The sequence below is a fragment of the Actinomadura madurae genome (assembly GCF_047130825.1).
GTDB lineage: Bacteria > Actinomycetota > Actinomycetes > Streptosporangiales > Streptosporangiaceae > Spirillospora > Spirillospora madurae.
In genome coordinates this window covers 6,847,364-6,870,475 of the sequence record NZ_CP083237.1, presented here as the reverse complement: position 1 = coordinate 6,870,475, position 23,112 = coordinate 6,847,364, and the positions used below count along the sequence as shown (strand labels likewise).

Annotated in this window: 18 protein-coding genes; 10 read left to right on the top strand and 8 right to left on the bottom strand. The window is 72.4% G+C overall.

From position 1 onward, the window contains the following. Positions 1–4: 4 nt before the first annotated feature. Positions 5–2,047, bottom strand: a complete 2,043-nt coding sequence (locus tag K8Z49_RS31490; protein WP_177287701.1) for an MFS transporter — start codon at positions 2,045–2,047, stop codon at positions 5–7. Positions 2,048–2,343: 296 nt separating this feature from the next. Between K8Z49_RS31490 and K8Z49_RS31485 the strand changes: the two genes are divergently transcribed. Both K8Z49_RS31485 and ccrA read left to right on the top strand, forming a co-directional pair. Then, positions 2,344–8,841: an SDR family NAD(P)-dependent oxidoreductase gene (locus tag K8Z49_RS31485; RefSeq protein WP_412515904.1), complete on the top strand. Its 6,498-nt coding sequence runs from the start codon at positions 2,344–2,346 to the stop codon at positions 8,839–8,841. 38 nt (positions 8,842–8,879) lie between these two features. After that, positions 8,880–10,214, top strand: coding sequence for a crotonyl-CoA carboxylase/reductase (ccrA, locus tag K8Z49_RS31480; RefSeq protein WP_021593348.1), 1,335 nt, complete (start codon positions 8,880–8,882; stop codon positions 10,212–10,214). Between the two features lie 48 nt (positions 10,215–10,262). Here ccrA and K8Z49_RS31475 read toward each other — a convergent pair whose 3' ends face one another. Further along, the gene (locus K8Z49_RS31475) at positions 10,263–10,715 is read right to left on the bottom strand and encodes an Lrp/AsnC family transcriptional regulator (protein WP_021593347.1); all 453 of its coding nucleotides are present in this window, start codon (positions 10,713–10,715) and stop codon (positions 10,263–10,265) included. A 108-nt stretch (positions 10,716–10,823) separates the two neighbouring features. Here K8Z49_RS31475 and K8Z49_RS31470 point away from each other — a divergent pair, with 108 nt between their 5' ends. Beyond that, positions 10,824–11,432 carry a LysE family translocator gene (locus K8Z49_RS31470; protein WP_075021300.1) on the top strand — a complete coding sequence of 203 codons (609 nt, stop codon included), beginning with the start codon at positions 10,824–10,826 and terminating at the stop codon, positions 11,430–11,432. Between the two features lie 55 nt (positions 11,433–11,487). Here the strand turns inward: K8Z49_RS31470 and K8Z49_RS31465 are convergent, their stop codons facing one another. The 3 genes from K8Z49_RS31465 to K8Z49_RS31455 all read right to left on the bottom strand — a co-directional run bounded on the left by K8Z49_RS31465 (position 11,488) and on the right by K8Z49_RS31455 (position 13,795). Beyond that, entirely contained in the window at positions 11,488–12,132 is a 645-nt protein-coding gene (locus tag K8Z49_RS31465) for a class F sortase (protein ID WP_111832637.1), read from the bottom strand. 2 nt (positions 12,133–12,134) lie between these two features. Next, positions 12,135–12,839, bottom strand: a complete 705-nt coding sequence (locus K8Z49_RS31460) for a hypothetical protein (RefSeq protein WP_075021302.1) — start codon at positions 12,837–12,839, stop codon at positions 12,135–12,137. A gap of 371 nt (positions 12,840–13,210) precedes the next feature. Further along, positions 13,211–13,795, bottom strand: coding sequence for a TetR/AcrR family transcriptional regulator (locus K8Z49_RS31455; protein ID WP_021593343.1), 585 nt, complete (start codon positions 13,793–13,795; stop codon positions 13,211–13,213). A 163-nt stretch (positions 13,796–13,958) separates the two neighbouring features. Between K8Z49_RS31455 and K8Z49_RS31450 the strand changes: the two genes are divergently transcribed. Then, a complete protein-coding gene (locus tag K8Z49_RS31450; RefSeq protein WP_075021303.1) occupies positions 13,959–14,519 on the top strand; it encodes a hypothetical protein in 561 nt (186 codons plus the stop codon). Positions 14,520–14,617: 98 nt separating this feature from the next. After that, entirely contained in the window at positions 14,618–15,061 is a 444-nt protein-coding gene (locus K8Z49_RS31445) for a pyridoxamine 5'-phosphate oxidase family protein (protein ID WP_021593341.1), read from the top strand. A gap of 121 nt (positions 15,062–15,182) precedes the next feature. Here K8Z49_RS31445 and K8Z49_RS31440 read toward each other — a convergent pair whose 3' ends face one another. After that, the gene (locus K8Z49_RS31440) at positions 15,183–15,764 is read right to left on the bottom strand and encodes a TetR/AcrR family transcriptional regulator (RefSeq protein WP_021593340.1); all 582 of its coding nucleotides are present in this window, start codon (positions 15,762–15,764) and stop codon (positions 15,183–15,185) included. A 56-nt stretch (positions 15,765–15,820) separates the two neighbouring features. Between K8Z49_RS31440 and K8Z49_RS31435 the strand changes: the two genes are divergently transcribed. Continuing rightward, positions 15,821–16,969, top strand: coding sequence for an FAD-dependent monooxygenase (locus tag K8Z49_RS31435; RefSeq protein ID WP_075021305.1), 1,149 nt, complete (start codon positions 15,821–15,823; stop codon positions 16,967–16,969). 79 nt (positions 16,970–17,048) lie between these two features. Here K8Z49_RS31435 and K8Z49_RS31430 read toward each other — a convergent pair whose 3' ends face one another. Beyond that, positions 17,049–18,410: an MFS transporter gene (locus tag K8Z49_RS31430; RefSeq protein WP_075021306.1), complete on the bottom strand. Its 1,362-nt coding sequence runs from the start codon at positions 18,408–18,410 to the stop codon at positions 17,049–17,051. 18 nt (positions 18,411–18,428) lie between these two features. Beyond that, positions 18,429–18,740, bottom strand: a complete 312-nt coding sequence (locus K8Z49_RS31425) for a putative quinol monooxygenase (protein WP_024934473.1) — start codon at positions 18,738–18,740, stop codon at positions 18,429–18,431. A 170-nt stretch (positions 18,741–18,910) separates the two neighbouring features. Between K8Z49_RS31425 and K8Z49_RS31420 the strand changes: the two genes are divergently transcribed. The 4 genes from K8Z49_RS31420 (at position 18,911) to K8Z49_RS31405 (ending at position 23,066) form a co-directional block, all read left to right on the top strand. Further along, a complete protein-coding gene (locus K8Z49_RS31420; RefSeq protein ID WP_021593336.1) occupies positions 18,911–19,741 on the top strand; it encodes a GntR family transcriptional regulator in 831 nt (276 codons plus the stop codon). Then, the gene (locus tag K8Z49_RS31415) at positions 19,738–20,796 is read left to right on the top strand and encodes a TIGR03619 family F420-dependent LLM class oxidoreductase (protein ID WP_075021307.1); all 1,059 of its coding nucleotides are present in this window, start codon (positions 19,738–19,740) and stop codon (positions 20,794–20,796) included. The genes K8Z49_RS31420 and K8Z49_RS31415 overlap by 4 nt, the downstream gene beginning before the upstream one ends. A gap of 46 nt (positions 20,797–20,842) precedes the next feature. Beyond that, positions 20,843–21,571, top strand: coding sequence for a transglutaminase-like domain-containing protein (locus K8Z49_RS31410; protein ID WP_021593334.1), 729 nt, complete (start codon positions 20,843–20,845; stop codon positions 21,569–21,571). An 85-nt stretch (positions 21,572–21,656) separates the two neighbouring features. Further along, a complete protein-coding gene (locus tag K8Z49_RS31405) occupies positions 21,657–23,066 on the top strand; it encodes an NAD-dependent succinate-semialdehyde dehydrogenase (protein ID WP_021593333.1) in 1,410 nt (469 codons plus the stop codon). Positions 23,067–23,112 lie beyond the last annotated feature (46 nt).

Below are 23,112 nucleotides of genomic sequence, written 5' to 3'. Positions count from 1 at the left end.
TCTCCTACCAGGCGTCGTCGCGCGGAGCGTTCTGCGGCTCCTCGACGGGCTCGTCGTCGGGCACGTACGGCTCGTACCAGCCCTCGGGCGGCGTGGGCCGTCCGTCCGCGTCCAGCCTCACCTCACCGCCGCCGGTCTCCGCCTCGGCGGCGCCCGGCCGCGCGACGACCCGCCAGACCCGCTCGCCGGGCTCCTCCTCCACAACCCGGCCCGCATCCGGGACGTCCGGCTCGACGGTGTCCTTGGCCGCGCCCGGCGAGGGCGGGGACGGTGGCGGGGGTGGCCACGGGGCCGCCGGGGAGTCGTCGGTCCAGGTGAAGGTGTCGTCGGCGGGCTTGGGTTCGGCGTCGGTCCACCAGTGCGGGCCCGGGGTGGGAGCGGGGGCGGGGTCGTCCGGCATGGGCTCGTTCTCCCAGGTGAGAGCGAGGGGGACGGGCTCGGCAGGAGGGGCGGACGCGGTCAGGGCGACCGGCGCGGGCACAGGGTCGGGCACGGGCTCGGGCCGGGGCTCCGGCCGGGGCTCGGGCACGGGGCCGGGCAGCGGGTCGGGCACAGGCTCGGGCGCGGTGAGGACCGGGACGGGGTCGCGGGGCGTCGCGGCCGGATCGGGCGCCGCGCGAGGGGGCGGGGCGGTGACGAGGGGGGCCGTCTTGCCGTGTTTGGGGCCCAGCCAGCCGCGCCGGCTCGGCAGGGTGACCCCGCTGATCAGGCCGCCGATGAGGACCACGGCGGCGCCGAGGATGAGGCCGGAGGCGGTGCCGTGCCGGAACGCCTCCAGGTCGGCGGCGCTCGCGCCCTCGTCCGGGACGGCGTGCACGAGCAGCCCGACGATCGCGATGCCGAACGCGCCGGACGCCTCGCGGATGACGTTGATGACCCCGCTCGCCACCCCGGCGCGCTGCTCCGGGACGGCCTTGAGGACGTACATCACCAGCGGCATGCCCATGGCGGCGCCGACGCCGATGAGCAGGACGCCGGGCATCAGGTCGGCGTAGCCGTCGCCGGTCCGGAGGGCGGAGAACAGGAACATGCCGACGCCCATCAGGCCCATCCCGGCGCCGATCGTGGGGCGCGGGCCGATCCGGGCGGCCACCAGGAAGGCCACCGGGGTGAGCAGCATGATCGTGATGGCGGGGGGCAGCATGACCAGCCCGGCCTCGGTCGGCGAGAAGCCGAGGAAGCGCTGCAGGAACGGCTGCGAGTAGAACATCATGCCGTTGAAGCCGATGCCGTAGAGCATCTGCGACACCAGCCCGCCGGTGAAGACCCGGTTCCGGAAGAACCGCAGGTCGATCATGGGGTCGGGGGCCCAGCTCTCCACCAGGACGAAGCAGCCGAGGGCGACCGCGCCGAGGACGAAGACGCTGAGCACCGACGGGTCGGCCCAGCCGTGCTTGTTGCCGGACTCCAGCCCGTAGATGAGCGCGAACAGCAGCGTCGCGGAGATCAGCACGCCCGGCAGGTCGATGCGGGCGTGCCGGTTCTCGCCGTGCGGGGTGAGGACGAACAGCCCGAGCAGGATCACCAGCACGCCGGGGACGATGTTGATGAGGAAGATCCAGCCCCAGTGCCAGTGCTGGACGATGAACCCGCCGATCGCGGGGCCGAACGCGGTCGCGGTGGACGCGGCGCCGATGAACACGATGTTGCCGATCGAGCGCTGCCTGTCGTTGCGACCGACGGTGACCATCACCTGCGTGGCGGGCAGCACGAGCGCGGCGCCGGCGCCCTGCACGATGCGGGCGAGGATGAGCACGTCGGAGCTCTGCGCGAGCCCGCAGACCGCCGACGCCCCGGTGAACACGACCATTCCCGTGGTGAAGGTGAGCCGGCAGCCGAAGACGTCGCTGAGCCGCCCGCCGGTGATCATCAGGCAGGAGAACATCAGGATGTACCCGGCGGCGACCCAGTCCTTCGCCGAGGACGACATGCCGAGGTCGTCCATGATCGTGGGCAGCGCGGTGAAGACCACCGTGTTGTCCATGGTGGTCATGAACGCGCTGACGGCCACCACCGCCAGCGCCCACCGGTACCGTCCCCGGGTCACCCTTCCGTGCGGCGGCAACTTCCGCACCGTCCGCGGAAATCCGCCGCTTCCCCCTAAATAGAGTCGTCGCTATTGTTACTATTGGTTCGCATCTCGTTACACAGCCCTGACTCCGGGCCGAGGCTCCACAACTATCCCATCAGGCCACATTGGTTACTGCCGAGTCTTGTCATCACCGTGACAAGACGTGTCCGAGAAAAGTGGTCTGGGTGCGCATCGTGAGCGCGCGGGCGTAAGACAAAGTTGGTCCCTCCGCTTCGATGAACGATCCCGGTTTCATGGGGGGAACCCAGCGCATGCAGAGCAATGATCGTTCCGGAGCCGCGCCACACCCCACGCGGGACGAGACTCGGATCAGCGAGGATTCGGTCCGCCGGCACCTGATCGAGCAGATCGCGCGCCGCTCCGGGACCACCGCCGCCGAGATCGACCCGGACCGGCCCCTTGAGGAGTTCGGGCTTGCCTCCCGGGACGCCGTCGCGATCGCCGGCGAGCTGGAGCAGATGCTCGGCCGCGCCCTGCCGGCCACGCTTGTGTGGGAGCACCCGACGATCAACAAGCTCTCGGTGGCGCTGACGGGCGGGACCACGACCGTGCGGCGGGACGAGGCGGAGCCGCCCGCGACGCGAGCCGCGTACGACGAGCCGGACGAGCCGATCGCCGTCGTCGGGGTCGGCCTCCGCTTCCCCGGCGGGGACCGCGACCTGACCGGCCCCGCCGACTACTGGCGCTTCCTGACCGGGCGCGGCGACGCGATCCGCGAGGTGCCGGACGGGCGCTGGGACCCGTTCGACGACGGCTCCCCCGAGGTCGGAGACCTCCTCGAAAGGACGACGCGGCTCGGCGGCTTCCTCGACGACGTCGCCGGGTTCGACGCGCAGTTCTTCGGCATCACGCCGCGGGAGGCCGCGGTGATGGACCCGCAGCAGCGGCTCGTCCTCGAAGTGGCGTGGGAGGCGTTCGAGCACGCGGGCATCGGCCCGGCGTCGCTGCGCGGCAGCCGCACCGGCGTGTTCGTCGGGGTGTCGGCGCCGGAGTACGCCGCGTTCACCGCGTCCGACCTGGCGTCCCTGGAGCCGTTCACGGCGACGGGCGCGTCGCTCGGCATCATCGCGAACCGGCTGTCGTACCTGCTCGACCTGCGCGGCCCCAGCATGATCGTCGACACCGCGTGCTCGTCGTCGCTGGTCTCCACCCATCTCGCCGTCCAGGCGCTGCGCCGCGGCGAGGCCGACGCGGCGCTCGCCGGCGGGGTGAACCTGCTCCTGTCGCCGACCGTGACGATGACCTTCGACCTCGCCGGCGGGACGGCGGCCGACGGGCGCTGCAAGGCGTTCGACGCGTCCGCCGACGGCATGGTGCGCGCGGAGGGCTGCGGCGCCGTCGTGCTGAAGCGCCTCTCGGACGCGACGCGCGACGGCGACCGGATCCTGGCGGTCATCCGGGGGTCCGGCGTCAACTCCGACGGGCGCTCCAACGGCCTCGTCGCCCCCAACTCCGACGCGCAGCGCGCCCTGCTGCGGGACGTGTACGCGACCGCGGGCGTCGACCCGCGCGAGGTCGACTACGTCGAGGCCCACGGGACGGGGACGTTCCTGGGCGACCCGATCGAGGCGAAGGCGGTCGGCGAGGTGCTCGGCGCGGGCCGCGATCCCGGGAGACCGCTGCTGCTGGGGTCCGCGAAGTCCAATCTCGGGCACATGGAGTCCGCCGCGGGCATGGCCGGGCTGATCAAGACCGTCCTCGCACTGCATCACAAGGTCATACCGCCGAGCGCGCACTACAAGGAACCGAATCCGCACATTCCGTTCGACGAGTTGCGCCTCGCGGTCGTCGCGGAGGAGACGCCGTGGCCCGAGCGGGGCCGCGCCGCACGGGCCGGTGTGTCCGGGTTCGGCTTCGGCGGGACGAACGCGCACGTCCTTCTGGAAGAGGCGCCCGAGCAGGAGGCGACCGTTCAGCCGGCCGTCGTGCGGACGTTCCCGCTGTCCGACACCGGCGACGACCGTGTCCGCGACCATGCGGCCCTGCTCGCCGAGTGGGTGCGGGACCAGGACGTGAAGCTCGCGGATGTCGCCCGCACCCTGCACCGGCGCGGTGGCCGCGGACGGGCCCGCGCCGCCGTCGCCGCCCGGGGCCGCGCGGACCTCGTCGACGGCCTGACCGCTCTCGCCGAGGGGCGTCCCCATCCGGGTGTGGTGACCGGCACGGCGCTCGGCGCTCCGGGCCGTCCCGTGTGGGTCTTCTCCGGGTACGGGGCGCAGCGGCCGGGCATGGCGCAGCGGCTCCTGGAGGAGGAGCCCGCGTTCGCCGAGGCCATCGACGACCTGGACGGCCTCTTCGCCGAGGAGGGCGGCCCAGGCCTGTGGGAGCTGCTCGAAGAGGGCGGCCCCTCCGGCGGCCCCGCCGACACGATGCCGGTGCTGTTCGCGATCCAGATCGGCCTCGCCCGCATGTGGCAGGCGTACGGCGTCACGCCCGGCGCGGTGGTCGGCCATTCGATGGGCGAGGTCGCGGCGGCCGTGGTCGCCGGCGCGCTCACCCTGGAGGACGGCGTCCGCGTCATCTGCCGCCGGTCCCGCCTGCTGACGCGGCTCGTCGGCGGCGGCGCGATGGCGGTGCTCGGCGCGTCCGCCGGCGAGGTGGCGCGCCTCGCGGACGGGCTGCCCGAGGTGTACGCGGCCGTCCACTCCTCGCCGAAGCAGACCGTGGTCACCGGCGACGCCGGCCAGGTCGCCGAGATCGTCGGGCGGGCGGAGGCCGAGGGGCGGCTCGCGCGGATGGTCCAGGCCGAGGGCGCCGGGCACTCCCCCCAGGTCGACCCGCTGCTGCCCGACCTGCGGGAACAGCTCGCGGAGGTCGGCGCCGAACGCGGCGCGCCCTTCGCCGACGACATCAGGTTCTACACCACCGCCCTCGACGATCCCCGCGCCTACCTCGGGTCCGACGCGGCGCTCGGCGTCGACCACTGGGCCGCGAACCTGCGGAACGCGGTGCGGCTCACCGACGCCGTGGCCGCCGCCGCGGAGGACGGGCACCGGACGTTCGTCGAGATCAACGCGCACCCGATCCTGGCGCACGCCGTCGGCGAGACCCTCGACGGGACGGGCGCGCTCGTCACCCACACGCTCAAGCGGGCGCGCAAGGGCCAGAGGACCGACGACACGCTGACCTTCCATGCGCAGCTCGCCACCCTGGCCGCGCACGGGCACACCGTCGCCGGGCCCGCGGACGGACGGATCGTCGACGTCCCGCGGTCCCCGTGGCGACACGAGCGGCACTGGGTCGACCTGCCGGCGCGCCCGGCGGGCGGGCACGGCGAGCATCCGCTGCTCGGCGCCCATGTGGAGATCCCCGGCGAGGACCGGCACGCCTGGCGCGCGGACGTCGGCGTGGCCGCGCAGCCGTGGCTGGACGGGCTGCGGGTCCACGGGCTGGCCGCGCTGCCGGTCGCGGCGTTCGCGGAGATGGCGCTCGCGGCGGGCGCGACCGCGCTCGGCACCGAGGACGTCCGCGTCAACAGCCTGTGGATCGAGCGGCCGCTCGCCCTGGCCGGCCACACGACGGTGACGACGACGTTCGCCGAGGCGGACCAGCGGGTGGAGATCCACGCGCTGACCCCGGCGGGCGGCTGGGCCCGGCTGGCCAGCGCGGACGTCGGCGAGGACCGCCGCGGCCCCGCCGCGGCCGGGGCCGGCGCCGCCACCGAGGTCGCGGCGGCCGAGCGCGGCAGCCGCCACTACCGCCTGCACCCGGAGGTGTTCGACCGCTGCCTTTCCGTGCTCTCGGACGAGGCGGACTCCGGCGGCGGTGGCGTCTGGCTGGCCGACACCATCGGAAGCCTTCGCGTGTACGGGCCGACGCATCGCGGCGGGCACGTCCAGGCGAAGGTGACGCGCGACGACGAGGGAGTGACGGGCTCCGTCACCCTCCTGGCCGCGGACGGCCAGGTCCTTGCCGAGGCGACCGGCATCACTCTTCGCCAGGTCGAACGGCATGACGTCCCGGTCCCGGTAGCCGACAAGCTGATCGAGCTCGTCTGGGATGAGGCGCCCCTGCCCGGCGACCAGGACACCCCCGACGAGGCCGCGGGCGGTGCGACGTGGCTGCTGCTGGGCGAGGACGACGACGCCCTGGCCACGGCCACGGCGGCCGGGCTCGAAGACCGCGGGAAGAGGGTCGTCCGGCATCGGGTGACGAACCGACCGCCGGACGACCATCCGGCCGCGGACGAACCGGTCGAGGGCGTCGTGCTCGTCCCCCCGGCCGATCTCGTCGACGAGGACCTGGTCCTCGCCGTCGCCGGCGTCAGCCGTTCCCTCCCCGACGGGCCCCGCCTCTATGTCGCGACCCGCGGCGCCCTGCCCCTCACGGGGGAAGGGCTGCCCGGCCATGGCTTCGTCAGCGCGCTCACGCGCGTGCTGGCCTTCGAGCGGACCGTCCAGCGCGCCACGCACGTGGACGTCGACCGGCCGGCGGATCTCGTCGCGGAACTCCTCGCCGGCGACGAGGCGCGCGAGGTCGCCTGGCGCGCCGGCACGCGCCGCGTCGCCCGTCTCGCGCAGGCCGTCCTGCCGGAGACGCCGGCGCGGAGGAAGCGCATCGTCCGGCGCGGCGGCGCCTACGTGATCACCGGCGGCTACGGCGGCATCGGCCTCGTCACCGCCCGGCTGCTGGCCGAGCGCGGCGCGGGACGCATCGTGCTGTCCGGCCGCGGCGGCCCCGGCGCCGACGCCGAGAAGGTGATCGCGCATCTCCGCGAGAGCGGCGTGGACGTCGGCGTCGTGCTCGGCGACATCGCCCGGCCCGGCATCGCCGAGCGTCTCGTCCGGGTGGCGCGGGAGGGCGGCACCCGGCTGTGCGGCGTGCTGCACGGCGCCGGCGCGATCGACGACCGGCTGATCGCCGACCTCGGCCCGGACGATCTCCACAGGGTGTGGACGGCGAAGGTCGAGGGCGGCCGCCGCCTCAGCGAGGCCACCTGGGACCTCGACCTCGACTGGTTCGTCGCGCACTCCTCGGCCGCCGCGCTGCTCGGCTCGCCCGGCCAGGCCGCCTACGCCGCCGCGAACGCCGCGCTCGACGCGCTGGCGGCCTACCGGCGCGCCAACGGGCGGCCCGGGACCACCGTCAACTGGGGCACCTGGTCGCGGATCGGCGGGGCGGCCGGCGCGTCGGTCACCGTCATCGACCCGATCAGCCCGGACGAGGGCGCCGAGGCGCTGGAGACGCTGCTCGTCCACGACCTCCCGGCCACCGGCGTGCTGCGCTTCGACCCGGCCACCGCGGTCGGGCTGTTCCCGGAGATCCGGACCATGCCGTACTTCGCCGCGCTCACCGCGGCGGCCGACGAGCAGGGCGGCGACCAGGGCGACTGGCCCGGTGTGGAGGCGCTGCGGGACCTCGACCCCGGCACCGCCCGCGCGATGATCGCCGCGCGGGTCAGGCACCGGATCGCGGCCGTCCTCGGCTTCGATCCGCAGCGCCTCGACCCGGCCGTCCCGCTCACCGACCTCGGCCTGGACTCCCTCGTCGCGGTCCGGATCAAGAGCGGCGTCGAGCACGACCTCGGGCTGACCGTCCCGGCGTCGGTCCTGCTCCAGGGCGCCAGCGTGAACGTGTTCGAGGAGTGGGCGGCGGGCGAGCTCGGCCTGTCCGGCGCCCCGGCCCCCGCTCCCGCGGCGGTCTCGAACGCCGAGTCCGGATACGTCATGCCGCGCGACGCCGCCGAGCGCCTCGCCGTCCGGATCTTCGAGGACGTTCTCGGCCTCGACCGCGTCGGCGTCACCGCGGACTTCTTCCGCGACCTCGGCGGCCAGGACCACCAGGCCGACCGGATCGTCGCGCTCGTCGCGAAGGAGCTCGGCGGGGACGTCACCCGTGGCGAGCTGTTCGCGGTGCCAACGGCGGAGAACGTCGCCGAGTACATCCGCGCGGCGGACGAGGAGGCGGCGCGGCAGACCGTCCGGCCGCTTCACCCCCGTGGTGACCGCCGGCCGCTCTTCATCGCGCATCCGGCGGGCGGCACCACCGCCTGCTACCGGCAGCTCGTCGACCTGCTCGGCGACGACCAGCCGGTGTACGGGCTGGAACGGTTCGAGGACGCGCCGCCCGTCGAGGAGCGCGCCGCCCGCTACGTCCGGCACCTGGTGGAGGCGCAGCCCGAGGGCGCGTTCCGGCTCGGCGGCTGGTCGTTCGGCGGCGTGCTGGCCTACGAGACCGCCCGGCAGCTGACGGCGGCCGGACGCGAGGTCGAGCTCGTCGCGCTGTTCGACGCGGGCCTGCCGCTGCGGGTGGACGACGAGTCCGACACCCTCGCCCGCCGGTTCTCGGCGTTCGCCGACTACATCAACGAGACGTACGGCCTGGACGTCACCCTCACCTACGAGGAGCTGTCCGGGCTGGACGAGGAATCGCAGTTCGCGCTGGTGATGGAACGTGCGGCGCCGCTCGTGGACTACATCCCCCCGGCGGCCCTCACCCACCAGCTCACGTCCCACCAGGACACCCGTTCCCTGGAGGCGTACCGGCCCGAGCCCTACAACGGGCACGTCGTCCTCTACCACGCGCCCGAGGAAACCCCCTGGGCCGTCCGGGATGCCCGCTATGTGCTCGACGGGACCAACGGTTTCGGCGGGCTCTGCTCCGACCTGGAGATCGTCACGATCCCCGGGGCGCACCACCTCAACCTGCTCGATCCGCCGGGTGTGGACGTTCTCGCCGCGCACCTGGAGGCACGGCTGGCGGGACGGCGGGAGCGCGACGCCGTCCCCGCGCTCGACACGGCCCGCTGAGGGCCGCCCCCCGAAACCCCGTTCCACGGAGGACACCCATGGCCCACCCCGGCTCGTCCAACGACCTGCTCGACGCCGCACGCTCCGGCGCGAGCGGCCAGGAGCTGCAGGAGATCGACCTGCCGACCCGATTCCGCGCCGCGTTCACCCGCAAGGACGAGGTCGGCATCTTCGAGGGCCAGGCGGACAAGGACGTGCGCCGCTCCATGCACGTCGGCGAGGTCGAGATGCCCGAGCTCGCGCCCGACGAGTGCGTCGTCGCGGTGATGTCGGCGGCGATCAACTTCAACACCGTCTGGTCGGCGATCTTCGAGCCGGTCCCGACCTTCGCGTTCCTGGAGAAGTTCGGCCGCCAGGGCTGGTACGGCGCCCGGCACGACCTGCCGTACCACATCCTCGGCTCGGACGGCTCGGGCGTCGTCGTCCGCACCGGCAGCGGAGTGAAGAGCTGGAAGGTCGGCGACAAGGTCGTGCTGTCCCCGTCCTACGTGGACGAGGAGGACCACGGCTCCTACGACGACGGCATGATGTCGGAGACGCAGCTCGCCTGGGGCTTCGAGACCAACTTCGGGTCGCTCGGCGAGTTCTGCGTCGTCAAGGCGAACCAGCTGATCCGCAAGCCCGCCCACCTGACGTGGGAGGAGGCCGGCTCCACCACCCTGTGCGCGGCGACCGCCTACCGGATGCTCGTCGGCTCGCACGGCGCCCGCATGAAGCAGGGCGACGTCGTGCTGATCTGGGGCGCGACCGGCGGGCTCGGCTCGTTCGCGACGCAGCTCGTCAAGAACGGCGGCGGCATCCCCGTCGGCGTCGTCTCCTCGGACGAGAAGGCGGAGATCGTCCGCTCCCAGGGCTGCGAGCACGTCGTCAACCGCAACGACCTGGAGCTCGGCGAGCAGGGCCTGCGCCACCCGAAGGCCGGGCGGATGCTGGGGGAGGCGATCCGCCGGCTCGTCGGCGAGGACCCCGGCATCGTGTTCGAGTACCTCGGCCGCGAGACGTTCGGCGCGTCGGTCTACGTCGCCAAGCGCGGCGGCAAGGTCGTCACCTGCGGCTCGTCGACCGGCTACAAGCACGAGTACGACAACCGGTTCCTGTGGATGCGGCTGAAGAGCATCATCGGCTCGCACGGCTTCAACTACCACGAGGCCGTCGAGGTCAACCGGCTGATCGGCCTCGGCATGATCCACCCGACGCTGTCGGCGGTGTTCCCGCTGGAGGGGGCGGGCGAGGCGACCCGCGCCGTCCAGACGAACCAGCACATCGGCAAGGTCGCCGTCCTCTGCGGCGCCACCGCCGAGGGCCAGGGCGTGGACGATCCCGCCTTCCGCGAGAAGATCGGTGAGGAGAGCCTGAACCTCTTCCGCCGCTGAGGTCTCCGCTTCGAGGACGGGCCCGGCGCCGCCGGGCCCGTCCCCGCCTCATGTCGGCAGCGGCCTCTCGTTGACGACGTGCTTCATCACGAGCGTGGAGTTCAGCCGCTGCACGCCGGGCAGGGCGGACAGGACGTCGTCCTCCAGCTCCTGGTAGGCGGTCAGATCGGCGGTGACGATGCGCAGCAGGTAGTCCGGGTCGCCGAAGAGCCGCTGCGCCTGGACGACCTCGGGCACCCGCGCGACCGCCGCCTCGAAGCCGAGCAGGGTGTCGCGGTCCTCCTGCCGCATGGTGACGAACACGAGCGCCTGGAACGTCAGGCCGAGCGCGGCGGCGTCCACGATCGCCCGGTAGCCCTTGATGGTCCCGCTGCGTTCCAGCTCGCGCAGCCGCCGGTGGCACGGCGAGACGCTGAGCCCCACCCGCGCCGCCAGTTCGGTGACCGTCAGGCGGCCGTCCTCCTGGAGGACGGCAAGGATCTTCCGGTCGATCGCGTCCATGCAGAAGATGCTTCCACAGAACCCGGGTGACCGAGGGAAAGTTGGAACCATCTTCGGCCGGATCGAACGTACTCTCCCCTTAATGGTCGCCATCGAGGGAGAATCGCCATGGCCGTCGGCTCGGTACTCGCCTTCTGGGCGGTCGCGCTCCTGCTCATCGCCGTCCCGGGCGCGGACTGGGCCTTCACCATCGGCGCCGGCCTCCGCGGCCCCGTCCTCCCCGCGGTGGGCGGCCTGGTCGCCGGGTACGCCGCCGTCACCGTCGTGGTCGCGGCCGGGGTCGGCGCCCTCGTCGCCGGCTCCCCGGCCATGCTGGGCGGCCTCACCCTCGCCGGCGGCCTCTACCTCATGTGGCACGGCGTGGCGACGTTCGCCCGCCCCGCCGAGCCCTCCGTCCGGGACGAGCCGGGCACCGGCTGGACCACCTTCCTGCGCGGCGTCGGCGTCAGCGGCCTGAACCCGAAGGGGCTGCTGATCTTCCTCGCGCTGCTGCCCCAGTTCACCGACCCCGGGGACGGGTGGCCCGTCGCCGCGCAGATCGGCGTCCTCGGCCTGGCCTTCATGGCCACGTGCGGGGTCTTCTACTTCTGCCTGGGCACGCTCACCCGCACCGTCCTGGACGCCCGCCCGGGCGCCGCCCGCCTCACCGGCCGCCTCTCGGGAGCCGCCATGACCGCCCTCGGCGCCTGGCTTCTCGTTGACCACGTCCTGCACTGAACGGACCGCCCGCCCGTCCGCGGATGCGCGGGCGGGCGGGCGGTCCGCGTACGGGTCAGGAGCCGGTCAGCTCGGCGTAGACGATCAGGTTGTCGGTGTAGTGGCCCGCCTTCGGGTCGAAGGCGCCCCCGCACGTCACGAGGCGGAGGGACGCGTGGTCCAGCGTCTCTCCGAAGACCTTCTCGTGCGGGAAGGCGTCCTTGTCCACGCGCTGCGCACGCTCCACGGCGAACGTCGCGGTGGTCCCGTCCTTGCGGCTGATCCGGATCTCGTCGCCGGGCTTCAGCTCCTTCAGCCGGTAGAAGACGGCCGGCTTCTTGTGGGCGTCGACATGGCCGAGGAGGACCGACGGGCCGACCTCGCCCGGCGTGACGCCCTCCTTGTACCAGCCGGCCAGGTTGGGCCTGCTCAGCGGCGGCTCCTCGATCCGCCCGCTGGGCAGCAGCCCGATCTGGCCGACCGGCGCCGACACCCCGATCCTCGGAATGGCGATCTTGGTCGGCGGCGAATGGGACAGGGGCGAGGTGTTCGACGCGGCCGTCGTCCCGCCGGGCGTCCCGCTCGCCACGGGCTCCGGCGTGTCCGAGGAGGCGGACGTGCCGCCGCCTCCACAGCCGCTGAACAGCAGTCCGGTGAGCAGCGCGCCGGCCGCCGCGGTCAGGACGCGGCGACCGGCCGCCGATGCCGATGAGGCGGACAACGTTACGACCGCTCCCGCACCGTCCTGCGGCGCAGCGCGACGGCGCCGAGCCCGGCGGCCATGAGCGCGCCCCACATCGCGGCGAGCACCGGGGCGGCGGAGCCGTCCGAGCCCGCGTACATGCTGCCGTCACCGGTGTTGATCGGCCCGGTGGGGATCTTGGGCGTCTTCGGCTCCATGTTGTTGCCGCCCTTCTCCGGGCTGGTGCTGAACCGGACCGAGCCGAAGCCCTTGCAGACCACCGTCGCCGTCGTCGGGTCGGGCAGCTTGCTCCGGAACGTGCCGGTGGCGGTCCAGGTGGCCTTGCCGGCCTTCTTCACCGGCAGCGGGTTCCTGGTGTAGCCGTTGCCGGTGATCGTCACCGTGCTCGGGCAGGTCACCGTGAAGGTCGTGGACAGACCGGGCGCGACTCGGCGGCTCGACAACTTCACCTTGTCGTAGCCGAACTTGAACGTCGGCTTCGTCGGCGACGGGCTCGGCGACTCCGTCGGCTCGCCGCTGATCTGGTACCAGTGCGGCTGCTTGTCCCCCGCCTTCTTCATGCACTTCAGCAGCGTGCCGTCCGCGGCCTTGGCGGTCTTGCCGAGATCTTCCTTCTTGCAGAACTGCCCATCCTTGGGCGGCGCGGTCGCGAGTGCGGGGCCCGCCATCCCGAGCACCAGGGAACCCGCGGCGATCGCCGCCGCGGCCAGCCGAGTTGCGCGCATTGCCTTTCTCCTCTGATCGGGGACTCCCGTGCCCTCCGGGCGAGGACCGCACTTCAGCGATGGCGGGGATGCCGCGGGCCGGCGGCTGGCATGCGAGTGCGCTCGTGGTCCGGTTCCCGGTGAGACGCAAGAGAATGATGGGCCCGAAGCTTAACGGCGAGCCATTGCGACACAACCCCGTAACTGGGGAAAGATTGGTTGTCTGACCGAGTCCGGACATCTGTCGAGCTCGTGTAAACCGCTGCGACGGCTACGCGACCTCCTGATCAATATGCCGTCTGAACAGGCGTGTCGATATCCGGCGGAGATCAATGGCTCGAACGGCTCTGGGTGAACGCGGCGTTGATCTTAGCAACGGAATTCCGGGACGCTCAGCCAAGGCGTGCCTGGAGAATGCCCTCGACGCCATGGAGGAAGGTCTCGGAGACCAGTTTCGGGTCGAAGAGGCAGCCGGCCGCCATGGCGCCGTCCCGGAGCATGACGAGATGCCGGCCGGCCAGGTCGGCGGGTGCGTCGCCGACCTGTGCCAGCAGATCCGTGACGGTGTTCAGGAACCACTGCCGGTGCGCCAGGACGGTCTGGTGGATCGGGTGGGCGGGATCGGGATATTCGGCCGCCGCGTTGAGGAAGGCGCACCCCCGGAAACCGGGAGACCGGATGCCTTCGGTGATGGAGGTGCCGACGGCTCGGACTTTGTCGGCCGCCGTACCGCCGCTCGCCTGAGCCGCGCCGATCTGCGCCCGGATTCCCTTGTCGGCCTGGTCGAGATAGGCCAGGACGAGGTCTTCCTTGCCCGAGAAGTGCCGGTACAGCGTGGCGCGGGTCACCTGCGCCTCCGCGATGATCCGGTCGACGCCGACGGAGTGGATCCCCTCGGCATAGAAGATCCTCGTCGCGGTGCCGAGCAGCCGCGCTCGCGCTTCGGACGTCCTGCCGCCTTCTGGGCTCCGGCTCATGCCGCCCAGGGTAGCAACATGATGAGGGAGAACGTTCGGTCTTGACAGCGCCGCGGCGACCTGCTTCTCTTAATGAGACCGAACGTTCTCCCTCTCCAGATGCGGAGCTAAGGACCCGATGACCCAGCCGCTGCACCGAACCACGCCGCCGAGAGGCACCCCCATGGACACCGCCACCGCCACCGCCACCAGCGATCCCGCCACCCTGCGGAAGCTGTACTTCCTGCGCTTCGCGTTCGCCGCGATCTGGGCCGCCCTGCTGTTCACCACCGCGGACACGCTCGGCCCGGCGAGCGTGGCACTGCTGCTGATCTACCCCCTGTTCGACGTGGCCTCCGCGGTCGTCGACGCGCGATCCACCAGGGCGAGGGGCGGGACGGCTTCGGCCCTGTTCGTGAACATCGCGGTCAGCTCGCTCACGGTCGCCGGCCTCGCCGCCGCCGCGACGTCCGGTATCCCGGCCGTCCTGCGGGTCTGGGGAGCCTGGGCCATCACCGCGGGGGTCGTCCAGCTCATCGCGGGCGCCGTCCGCCGGGGCATGGGCGGGCAGTGGGCGATGATCATCAGCGGCGCCATCTCCACGTTCGCCGGCGCCTCGTTCCTCCTCCAGGCGGGTGCCGACGATCCCTCGCTGGGCGCCCTCGCCGGCTACGCCTTCCTCGGGGGCGTGTTCTTCCTCATCTCCGCGTTCCGCCTGTCCACCGCCGCCCGCCACGGGGCATGACCACCCGTCCCGCGTCGATGGGCCCGGCCGGAACCGGCCGGGCCCATCGGCATGGGTGACCGCGGGGCATGCTGGGAGTTCGGCGGAGAGGAGCCACGATGACCCTGACGATGACCGCGGCCGAGCGGGAGGCATTTCTCGCCGAAACCTACGTGGGCGTTCTGAGCGTCGCGGACGAGGCGGGCCGGGCGCCGCTGGCGCTGCCCGTCTGGTACGCCTACGAGCCGGGCGGCGAGATCACCTTCATCACCGGCCGGGACAGCCGCAAGATGGCCCTGATCCGGGCGGCCGGACGGGTGAGCCTGGTGGTCCAGGACGCCGCGCCGCCCTTCTACCGGTACGCCACGGTGGAGGGACCGGTCGTCGGGTTCGAGGATCCGGCCCGTCTGGAGGACCGCCGCGAGATGGCCGAGCGCTACCTCGGCGTCGAGGACGGCGCCAAGTACCTGGAGTCGACGAAGGACGTCGCCGACACGATGGTCCTGACGCGGGTGCGTCCGGAACGCTGGTACACCCGCGACTACACCAAGCAGTCCGGCTGACGATCCCGGCGGCCTGAAGGGCGACCCACCAGTCTTCCGTAAGCCCCTGACGCCCGCCGGGGCCCGCTCCCCGCAGCGTCGCGTCGGCGAGAAGGGGACACGGGCGGGCGGCCTCGTGGGTCTACGCGGGGAGTGCGCCGTGCACGATCGCGTGGGCGATGCTCCGGACGAGTTCCGCGCCGATGTACTCCGGCGGCGCGGTGACGAGGGCGAACAGCGCGCCGCCGTACAGGGTGATCAGAACGGGGATCTTCTCGGCCGGGATGGCGAGGCCGAGCTCGGCGTGATGCCCGGCGGTGAAGCGCACCGACGCGTCCTCCAGCCCCGCGAGGGCCGCGGCCAGGGCCGGTCGCCGCGTCGCCTCCAGCTGCAGTTCGAAGATCGCGCGGTAGCGGGTGCGGTGCGTGGTCGCCGCCGCGAGCAGTGACCCGGCCAGCAGGTCGGCGATTCCGACCGGGCCGCGCTCGCTCTCGTGGCGGCGGGCGGCGTCGTCCATGTCGGCGTGGTGCAGCTCGACGACGCGTTCCGCGGTGGCCACCAGGAGCGTCTCGCGGCTGGGGAAGTAGTTCGAGGCCGTTCCCGAAGGCAGCCCCGCGGCCCTTTCGACCGCGCGATGGGTCACGCCGTGCACGCCCGATGCCGCGAGCAGGTCGATGGCGGCATCGGTCAGCTCCCGGCGCCGGCCGGGGTTGGTCCGCGGCATCCCGACATCGTATGGCAGTATCCGTACTAGAACGATCGTAGTGGTAAGGAGAACCTGTGCGAGTGGTCGTGGTGGGAGCGGGTCTGGGCGGCGTGTCGGCAGCCGTCGGCCTGTGCCGGGCGGGACACGAGGTGCTGCTGTACGAGCGCGGCGCCGAACTTCGGGAGGCGGGCACCGGCGTCGTGATCATGCCGAACGGCGTCCGCGCGCTGGACGAGCTGGGGCTGGGCGACGCCGTCCGCAGGCGGGCGATGCCCGCCGTCACCGGCGGGCTGCGGGACTGGCGGGGACGGCCGCTGCTGGTCACCGACGCGGGCCAGGCCCAGCAAGAGGTCGGAACCGTCGCCGTCGTGGGGCGCGCCGAACTGCACCGGGCACTGCGAGCCCCGCTGCCGCCCGAGTCCGTGCGCACGGCGACCGCGATCGAGCGGCTGGAACCCACCGAGAACGGCGTGTCGGTGATCAGCGACGGCGAGCGCCTGGACGAGGCGGACGCGGTGATCGTGGCCGACGGCATCGGCAGCACGCTGCGCGGCCGGCTCTTCCCCGACCACCCCGGCCCGCGGCGGGTCGGGCGGCTGGACCTGCGCGGCACACTGCCCGCACCCTCCGGCCTCGACGTCGCCGAACTCCTGGCCGGCATCCTCATCGACCGGCGCACCGGGTCGATGTTCGGCCTGTTCCCGCTGGGGGACGGCGGCCTGTACTGGTTCACCGACTCCGCGCTGCGCCAGTCCCCGCCGGCCCCGGAGGAGGCGCGCCGGCAGATGCTGTCCCTGATGGCCGACTGGCACCCGGCGGTCCCGGCCCTGATCGAGGCCACCCCGCCCGCCGACATCTACGTCGACGCGATCGCCCGCCTCGCCAGGCCGCTTCCCACCTTCGCCGTCGGCCGGATCGCCCTCCTCGGCGACGCGGCGCACGCCATGACCCCCGACCTCGGCCAGGGCGCCAGCCAGGCCTTCGAGGACGCCGCCGCGATCACCCGCCACCTCGACGGCGCCGGCCCGTCGATGGTCGTCGAGCGCCTGCGCCGCTACGACGCCGAACGCCGTCCCCGCGCCAACCGCCTCATGCGGCAGTCGTCCCGGCAGTCCCGGCTGACCTCGAAGACCGGTGCCACCGCCTGGCTCAGGGACGCCGCGCTCCGCGCGATCCCCAGCCGCCTCGCCACCCGCCAGCTGGCCGCCCTCTGGCAGGCGTAGTGATGTAGAAGCCCGGCGCGGGGTCGTGAACATGTGGTTCACGACCCCACGCCGGGTGTCCGCGCTCAGCAGTTCGTGCTCAGCGAGGGAGGGGTCGTCCCTTCGTCTCCGGGCCCACGAACCAGATCACGCAGAGCGCGATGACGTACGACGCGACCCCGACGGTCGTCGCCGCGGTCGATATGCCACCGAGCAGGCTGATGAGCAGCCCGGTGGCGAGCGTGACGAGCGAGCCCGCGATCCGGGCGGAGTTGAACACCGTTGAGATCGCGGTCGCCCGTCCCGCCGTGGGGAAGAGTTCGGGCATGTAGATCGGCATCCACGCGAACTGCCCCAGGATGAAGAATCCGGCGATGCCCGCGGCGACGAGGGCGACGCCGGGCGTCGAGACGGCGAAGAAGAAGATCGGGATGATCAACGCCGATCCCGCGTAGTACAGCAGCATGGTGGGCTTGCGGCCCCACCGGTCCGCCAGGTAGCCCAGCAGCAGGTACCCCGGCACGGACGCGGCGTTGAACACCAGGCCGGCCTTCGGGGCCCACGTGCCGGCGGACTGCCCCGCCTGCGTTGCGAGCTGGCCGGTGAACTGCGGGATCCAGGCCGACACGCTGTAGAGGCCGACGACCGACACCACGGTGATCAGGAGCAGCCGCAGGGCCCTCTGACGAAGGTGCGGCTGGCTGAAGACCGAGGTGAACGGTGACCGCAGGAGCTCACGGCCTTCTGCGCCGACCTGCCCACCGCGTGCCGCGGCGGCCCTGGCCGCACGCCTGCGGTCGCGGATCTCCGTCCACATCTCGGGGTCGTGGACGGCCCGGCGCACGTACAGCACGACCAGCGCGGGCAGTGCCCCGACCAGGAACAGGTACCGCCATGCCTCGGTGCCCACCGGCTGCAGGAGGAACCAGGTCAGAGCGGCGAGCACGGCGCCGACCCCGAATCCGGACTGCAGCACGGCGGCCGCCCGTCCGCGGGAACGGTCGGGCCACAGCTCGCCGATGAGAGCCGTCGCGCTGCCCCACTCGGCGCCCAGGCCCATGCCGGTGACGAAGCGCAAGGCCAGCAGCCACCAGTAGTCGGGGACGAACGCCGTCAGGCCGGTGAACAGCGCGTACCAGAGGATGGAGATCATCAGGGTGCGCCGCCGGCCGATGTAGTCGGCGACGAACCCGGCGACGATCCCGCCGAGCGCCCAGCCCAGGAGCGTCGCGGCGACCAGTGCGCCGACGTAGGCGGGCAGCTGCTGGAGCTGGCCGCTGGTCCCCACGCTGGTGACGGCGGCCGAGCCCGCCAGCACGAGTGCGTAGGTCTCGAATCCGTCGAACGTCCATCCGAGCCACGACGCGGCGAGTGCGCGGCGGCTGGACTTGTCGATGGTGCGCATGGTCCCGGGTCGATCGCGGGTGTCGAGCGGCGGTACGCCGCTATCCAGGTCGGACATGGTGCCCTCCTTGAGCCGTCAGTCGCGCACGTCGACCGGGGTCAGAACGGTGACGTCGATCGGCGTCGCGAGCAGGTCCGGCAGCTGGGCCCGGTAGTTCTTGTAGTGCGCGGAGGCGCGGTGTGCTTCCAACGCGCGGGAGTCCTCGTAGCACTCCAGCAACACGAACCGCGCGTCGTCCGCCTGGACGGCGAACAGGTTGTAGAAGTGGCAGCCCGCTTCGGCGCGCGTCGGCGCCACCATCCCCTCGAGCAGTTTCCGCAGCTGGTCGGCGTGCTCAGGCGCCGGGTCGAAGCGGGCGATCACGGTCACAGGGCTCTCGTCGGACACGGCGTCTCCAGTTTGCCGGGGCGGGGCGCCTGTTGCGCCCTCATGAACAATACGTTATAAAACGTCTTATGCATGGCGTCAAGGTTGAGACGCAGGCGGACCACCCGGCGCCTGGTCCCCTGCGCATGTCGGGACACGGCGGATCACGTCCGCCAGGTTTAATACGACTTATGACATCACCAAAGGACTCAGAGGCCCGCCTGGACCTGTCCGAGGCCGACCTGCGAATCCAGCGCGGCCCCACGTCGGCCACGGCTCAGCTGGCCGAACAGATCAAGGCCCTGATCGTCAAGCAGCAGCTGCCTCCTGGCGCGCGGTTGCCCACCGAGAAGGAGCTGATGGCGGAGTCCGGGCTGAGCCGCATCACCGTCCGCGCGGCGGTGGGCATGCTCGAGACCCAAGGCTGGGTCGTGCGCAAGCAAGGGCTGGGCACCTTCGTGTCCACACCGCTGGACCAGGAGCTGTCGTCGGGAGTCCGCACGATCACGGAGGTCCTGCTCGACCGGGGGGTGACACCGCAGATCGAGGTCATGAGCTTCGGGGTCGAACGCTCGTCGGCCTACGTCGCGCGGACTCTGGGGGAGCGTGAGGTGCTCACCATCCGCCGCCGCTACAGCGACGGCGAGCACCCCGTGGCGTTGGTGACGATCCACCTCCCGACCCGGGTGCGGGACGCCGCCGAGGCGTTGCGGTCGGCGGAGCCGGCCACCGAGACCACGTACACGATGTGGGAGCGGCGGCTGGGCACGCGCATCGCGGAGGCCCGGCACGAGATCCACGCCGCGGGCGCGTCCGCCGACGTCGCGGCGGCGCTGGGCATCGACGAAGGCGCACCGGTCCTCGTGCTCGATCGCGTCAGCTACGACCACGACGACCGCCCCCTGGAGGTCGTCGTCTTCCACTACCGGCCGGACCGCTACGGCTTCTCGGTGACGCTTCCCCGCGTCATCTCCGAAGGGACGGTCGGCATGACAGAGCGAACAGAAAGGTTGCGTCAATGACCGGCACCGATCCCGGCACACCGGGTCCCCCTCGCGGGGGCGGCCCGCACGTCGGGTTGATCCTCGCCCTGACCATCCGGGGCCTGTCCGTGGGCGCCTACCCCGACATGGCCCGCGTCGCGCGGACGGCTGAGTCCCACGGGTTCGACTCGGTATGGCTGTGCGACCACTTCCTGACCCTGAGCCCCGACGATTACGTCCGAGACGCCGGGATCACCGCCGACGCGAGCGACGCGACGCCCGCGGCGCAGGGACCGTCGTCGATCCCACTGCTCGAGTGCTGGACGGCGCTGTCAGCGCTGTCGCGCGACACGACCTCGTTGCGCCTGGGCACGAGCGTGCTGTGCAACTCGTACCGCCATCCCGCCGTCCTCGCCAAGATGGCCGCGACCCTCGACGTGATCTCGGGCGGACGCGTGGACCTGGGGCTGGGGGCGGGCTGGTTCCAGCAGGAGTTCGAGGCCTACGGGATCCCCTTCCCGTCCACCGGCGACCGCGTCTCGGCGCTCGCCGAGTCGCTGCAGGTGATGAGAAGCGTCTGGACCGAGGCGAACCCGCGGTTCCGCGGCGAGTTCTACACGATCGACGGCGCGATCTGCGACCCGCCGCCCGTCCAGAAGCCGCACCCGCCGCTGTGGATCGGCGGCGAAGGACAGCGGGTCGGCCGCATCGCCGTCCGGCACGCGAACGGCGTCAACGTACGGTGGTGGCCGGCCGGGAAGTGCGCTGAGCGCCGGGTGCTGCTCGACCGCGAGTGCGAGTCGATCGACCGTGATCCGTCGACCTTCGAACTGTCCGTGACGACGCTGCTCGCGCCCACCGAGTCGCCCGAGGCCCGGCAACGGCTGCGCGCGCGGTTCAGGTCGATCCCGGAGAGCGGCCTCATCACCGGCTCCCCCGACGCCTGCGTCGAGCGGATCCACGAGTACCAGGCCGCCGGGATCGACCATTTCCTGTTCACGATCCCGGACGTGGCCGACTCCGACCACCTGGACGTGGTCGGCGAGCAGATCCTCCCGCACCTCGACACCGCCCGTGCTCCCCAGCCCGCCTGACCTCCCCGGACACCCGTTGAAAGCGAGCCGCACGTTGACCTCCGATGTGACCTCCAGGACGACCGAGACCGCCGGTGAGGAGTACCTCCGCCCGACTGCGTACATCGACTCCGACCACCCGATCGTCGTCGAGACCGCCCGCCGTCTCACCGAGGGCGCCACGACCGACGTCGACCGTCTGGGCCGCATCTACCACCACGTCCGCGACCTGCCCTACGACATCCTGGCCTCGTTCCGCTATCTCGCGAAGGGGCGGACGGCCGCCAGCGACGTCCTGGAGAACGGCGTCGCGTTCTGCATGGGCAAGGCCAGTTCCTTCGTCGCGCTGGCCCGAGCCGCCGGAATTCCGGCACGCGTCGCCTTCCAGGCGCTGGACGCCCCCGAGATGGAGTTCCTGTCCCCAGAGGTGCGCGTGCTGTGGGGCGGGCCGGCCGGTCGCCCGCTGCCGTGGCACTCGCTCGGCGAGGCCTTCGTCGGCGGCCGGTGGGTCAAGCTCGACGCCACGATCGACGCGCCCACCGCGGCCAGGCTGGGCAAGCCGTACGCGATCGGCTTCGACGGCCGGACCGACATCCCCACCGTCGAGGGACCGGTGCTGCGGGAGAACGGCAGCTACGCCGACTACCCCGCCGAGGTCGCGGACTGGTACCTGCGCGTGGCCCGCGAGGTGCTCGACGCGCTCGAATCGCGAGAGGCGCACGACCGCGTCGCCGCCGACGACGTGCTGTGGAGCGGGCCGGACCCCGAGCTCGTCGGCCGTCAGGCCGTCGCCTGACCTTCCCCTCCGTGGCGCGGCGTGCAGGTCGAGCCACCGTGACACCCGCCGCGCTCCCGCGCGCCGACCCGAAAAGGACACCACGATGTCCGTTCGTCAGATCCGCTCTGTCAACCCCGCGACCGAAGAAGTCCTGGGCCGCTTCGACCCGCACACCCCGGACCAGATCGATACGGCCCTCACCCGGGCCTCGACCGCGGCCGCTCAGTGGCGGTCCACTCCGATCGAGGTTCGCGCCGAGCACCTCCACCGCGCGGCCGCCATCTTGCGCGCCGAGCGGGACCGGCTCGCCGCGCTGATCACCGAGGAGATGGGCAAGCCCATCGCCGAGGCCGAAGCCGAGGTCGAGAAGTCCGCCTGGTGCTGCGAGTACTACGCCGAGCACGGTCCGGTGATGCTCGCCCACGAGTCCGTCGAGACCACCGCCACGCGCAGTCACATCGCCTACGACCCGCTGGGTCTCGTGCTCGCGGTGATGCCGTGGAACTTCCCGCTGTGGCAGGTGTTCCGGTTCGCGCCGCCCGCGCTGCTCGCGGGCAACGGCGCCGTGCTGAAGCACGCGTCGAACGTTCCGCGGAGCGCCCTCGCGATCTCCGAGGTCTGGGAGCGGGCCGGGTGCCCGGCCGGGCTGTTCACCACGCTGCTGGCCGGCCCGGACGCCGTGCCGGGCCTCATCGCCGACGACCGCATCCACGCCCTGACCCTCACCGGCTCCACCGAGGTCGGCGCCCAGGTCGCGGCCATGGCCGCTTCGCACCTCAAGCCCCAGGTGCTGGAGCTCGGCGGCTCCGACCCGTTCATCGTCCTCGCGGACGCCGACGTCCCCGCCGCCGCGGATGCCGCCGTCACGGCCCGGATGCTCAACGCCGGGCAGAGCTGCATCTCGGGCAAGCGCTTCATCGTCGAGGACGCGGTCGCCGAAGAGTTCACCGAGGCGTTCGCCGCGGGAGTCGCCGCGCTCACCGTCGGCGACCCCTTCGACCGCGACGTGCGGATCGGTCCGCTGGCGAGGGCGAGCATCCGCGCGGACGTGCTCGACCAGGTGCGCCGCAGCGTCTCGGCGGGCGCCAGGATCGTCACCGGCGGCACGGTGCCGGAGGGGCCGGGCTTCTACTACCGGCCCGCCGTCCTCGACAACGTCTCCCCTGAGATGGCCGTCGCGGCCGAGGAGACCTTCGGTCCGGTCGCCGCGGTCATCCGGGCGAAGGACGCATCCGACGCGGTCGACATCGCCAACGCCACCGAGTTCGGTCTCGGTGCGGCCCTGTGGACGTCGGACCTCGATCGCGCGAACCACATCGTGCCCCGCATCGACGCGGGCGCCGTGTTCGTCAACGGGATCGTCGCGTCCGACCCGCGTCTGCCCTTCGGCGGCGTCAAGCGCAGTGGCTACGGGCGTGAGCTGGGCGCCTTCGGGATCCGGCAGTTCACCAACGTCAAGAGCGTGTGGGTCGGACCTGCGCAGCACGGTCAAGACCACCCGCTCAGCGAATGAACCACCAGGCCGGGAACGATCTGCGGCGACAAGGCTGCCGGCAAGG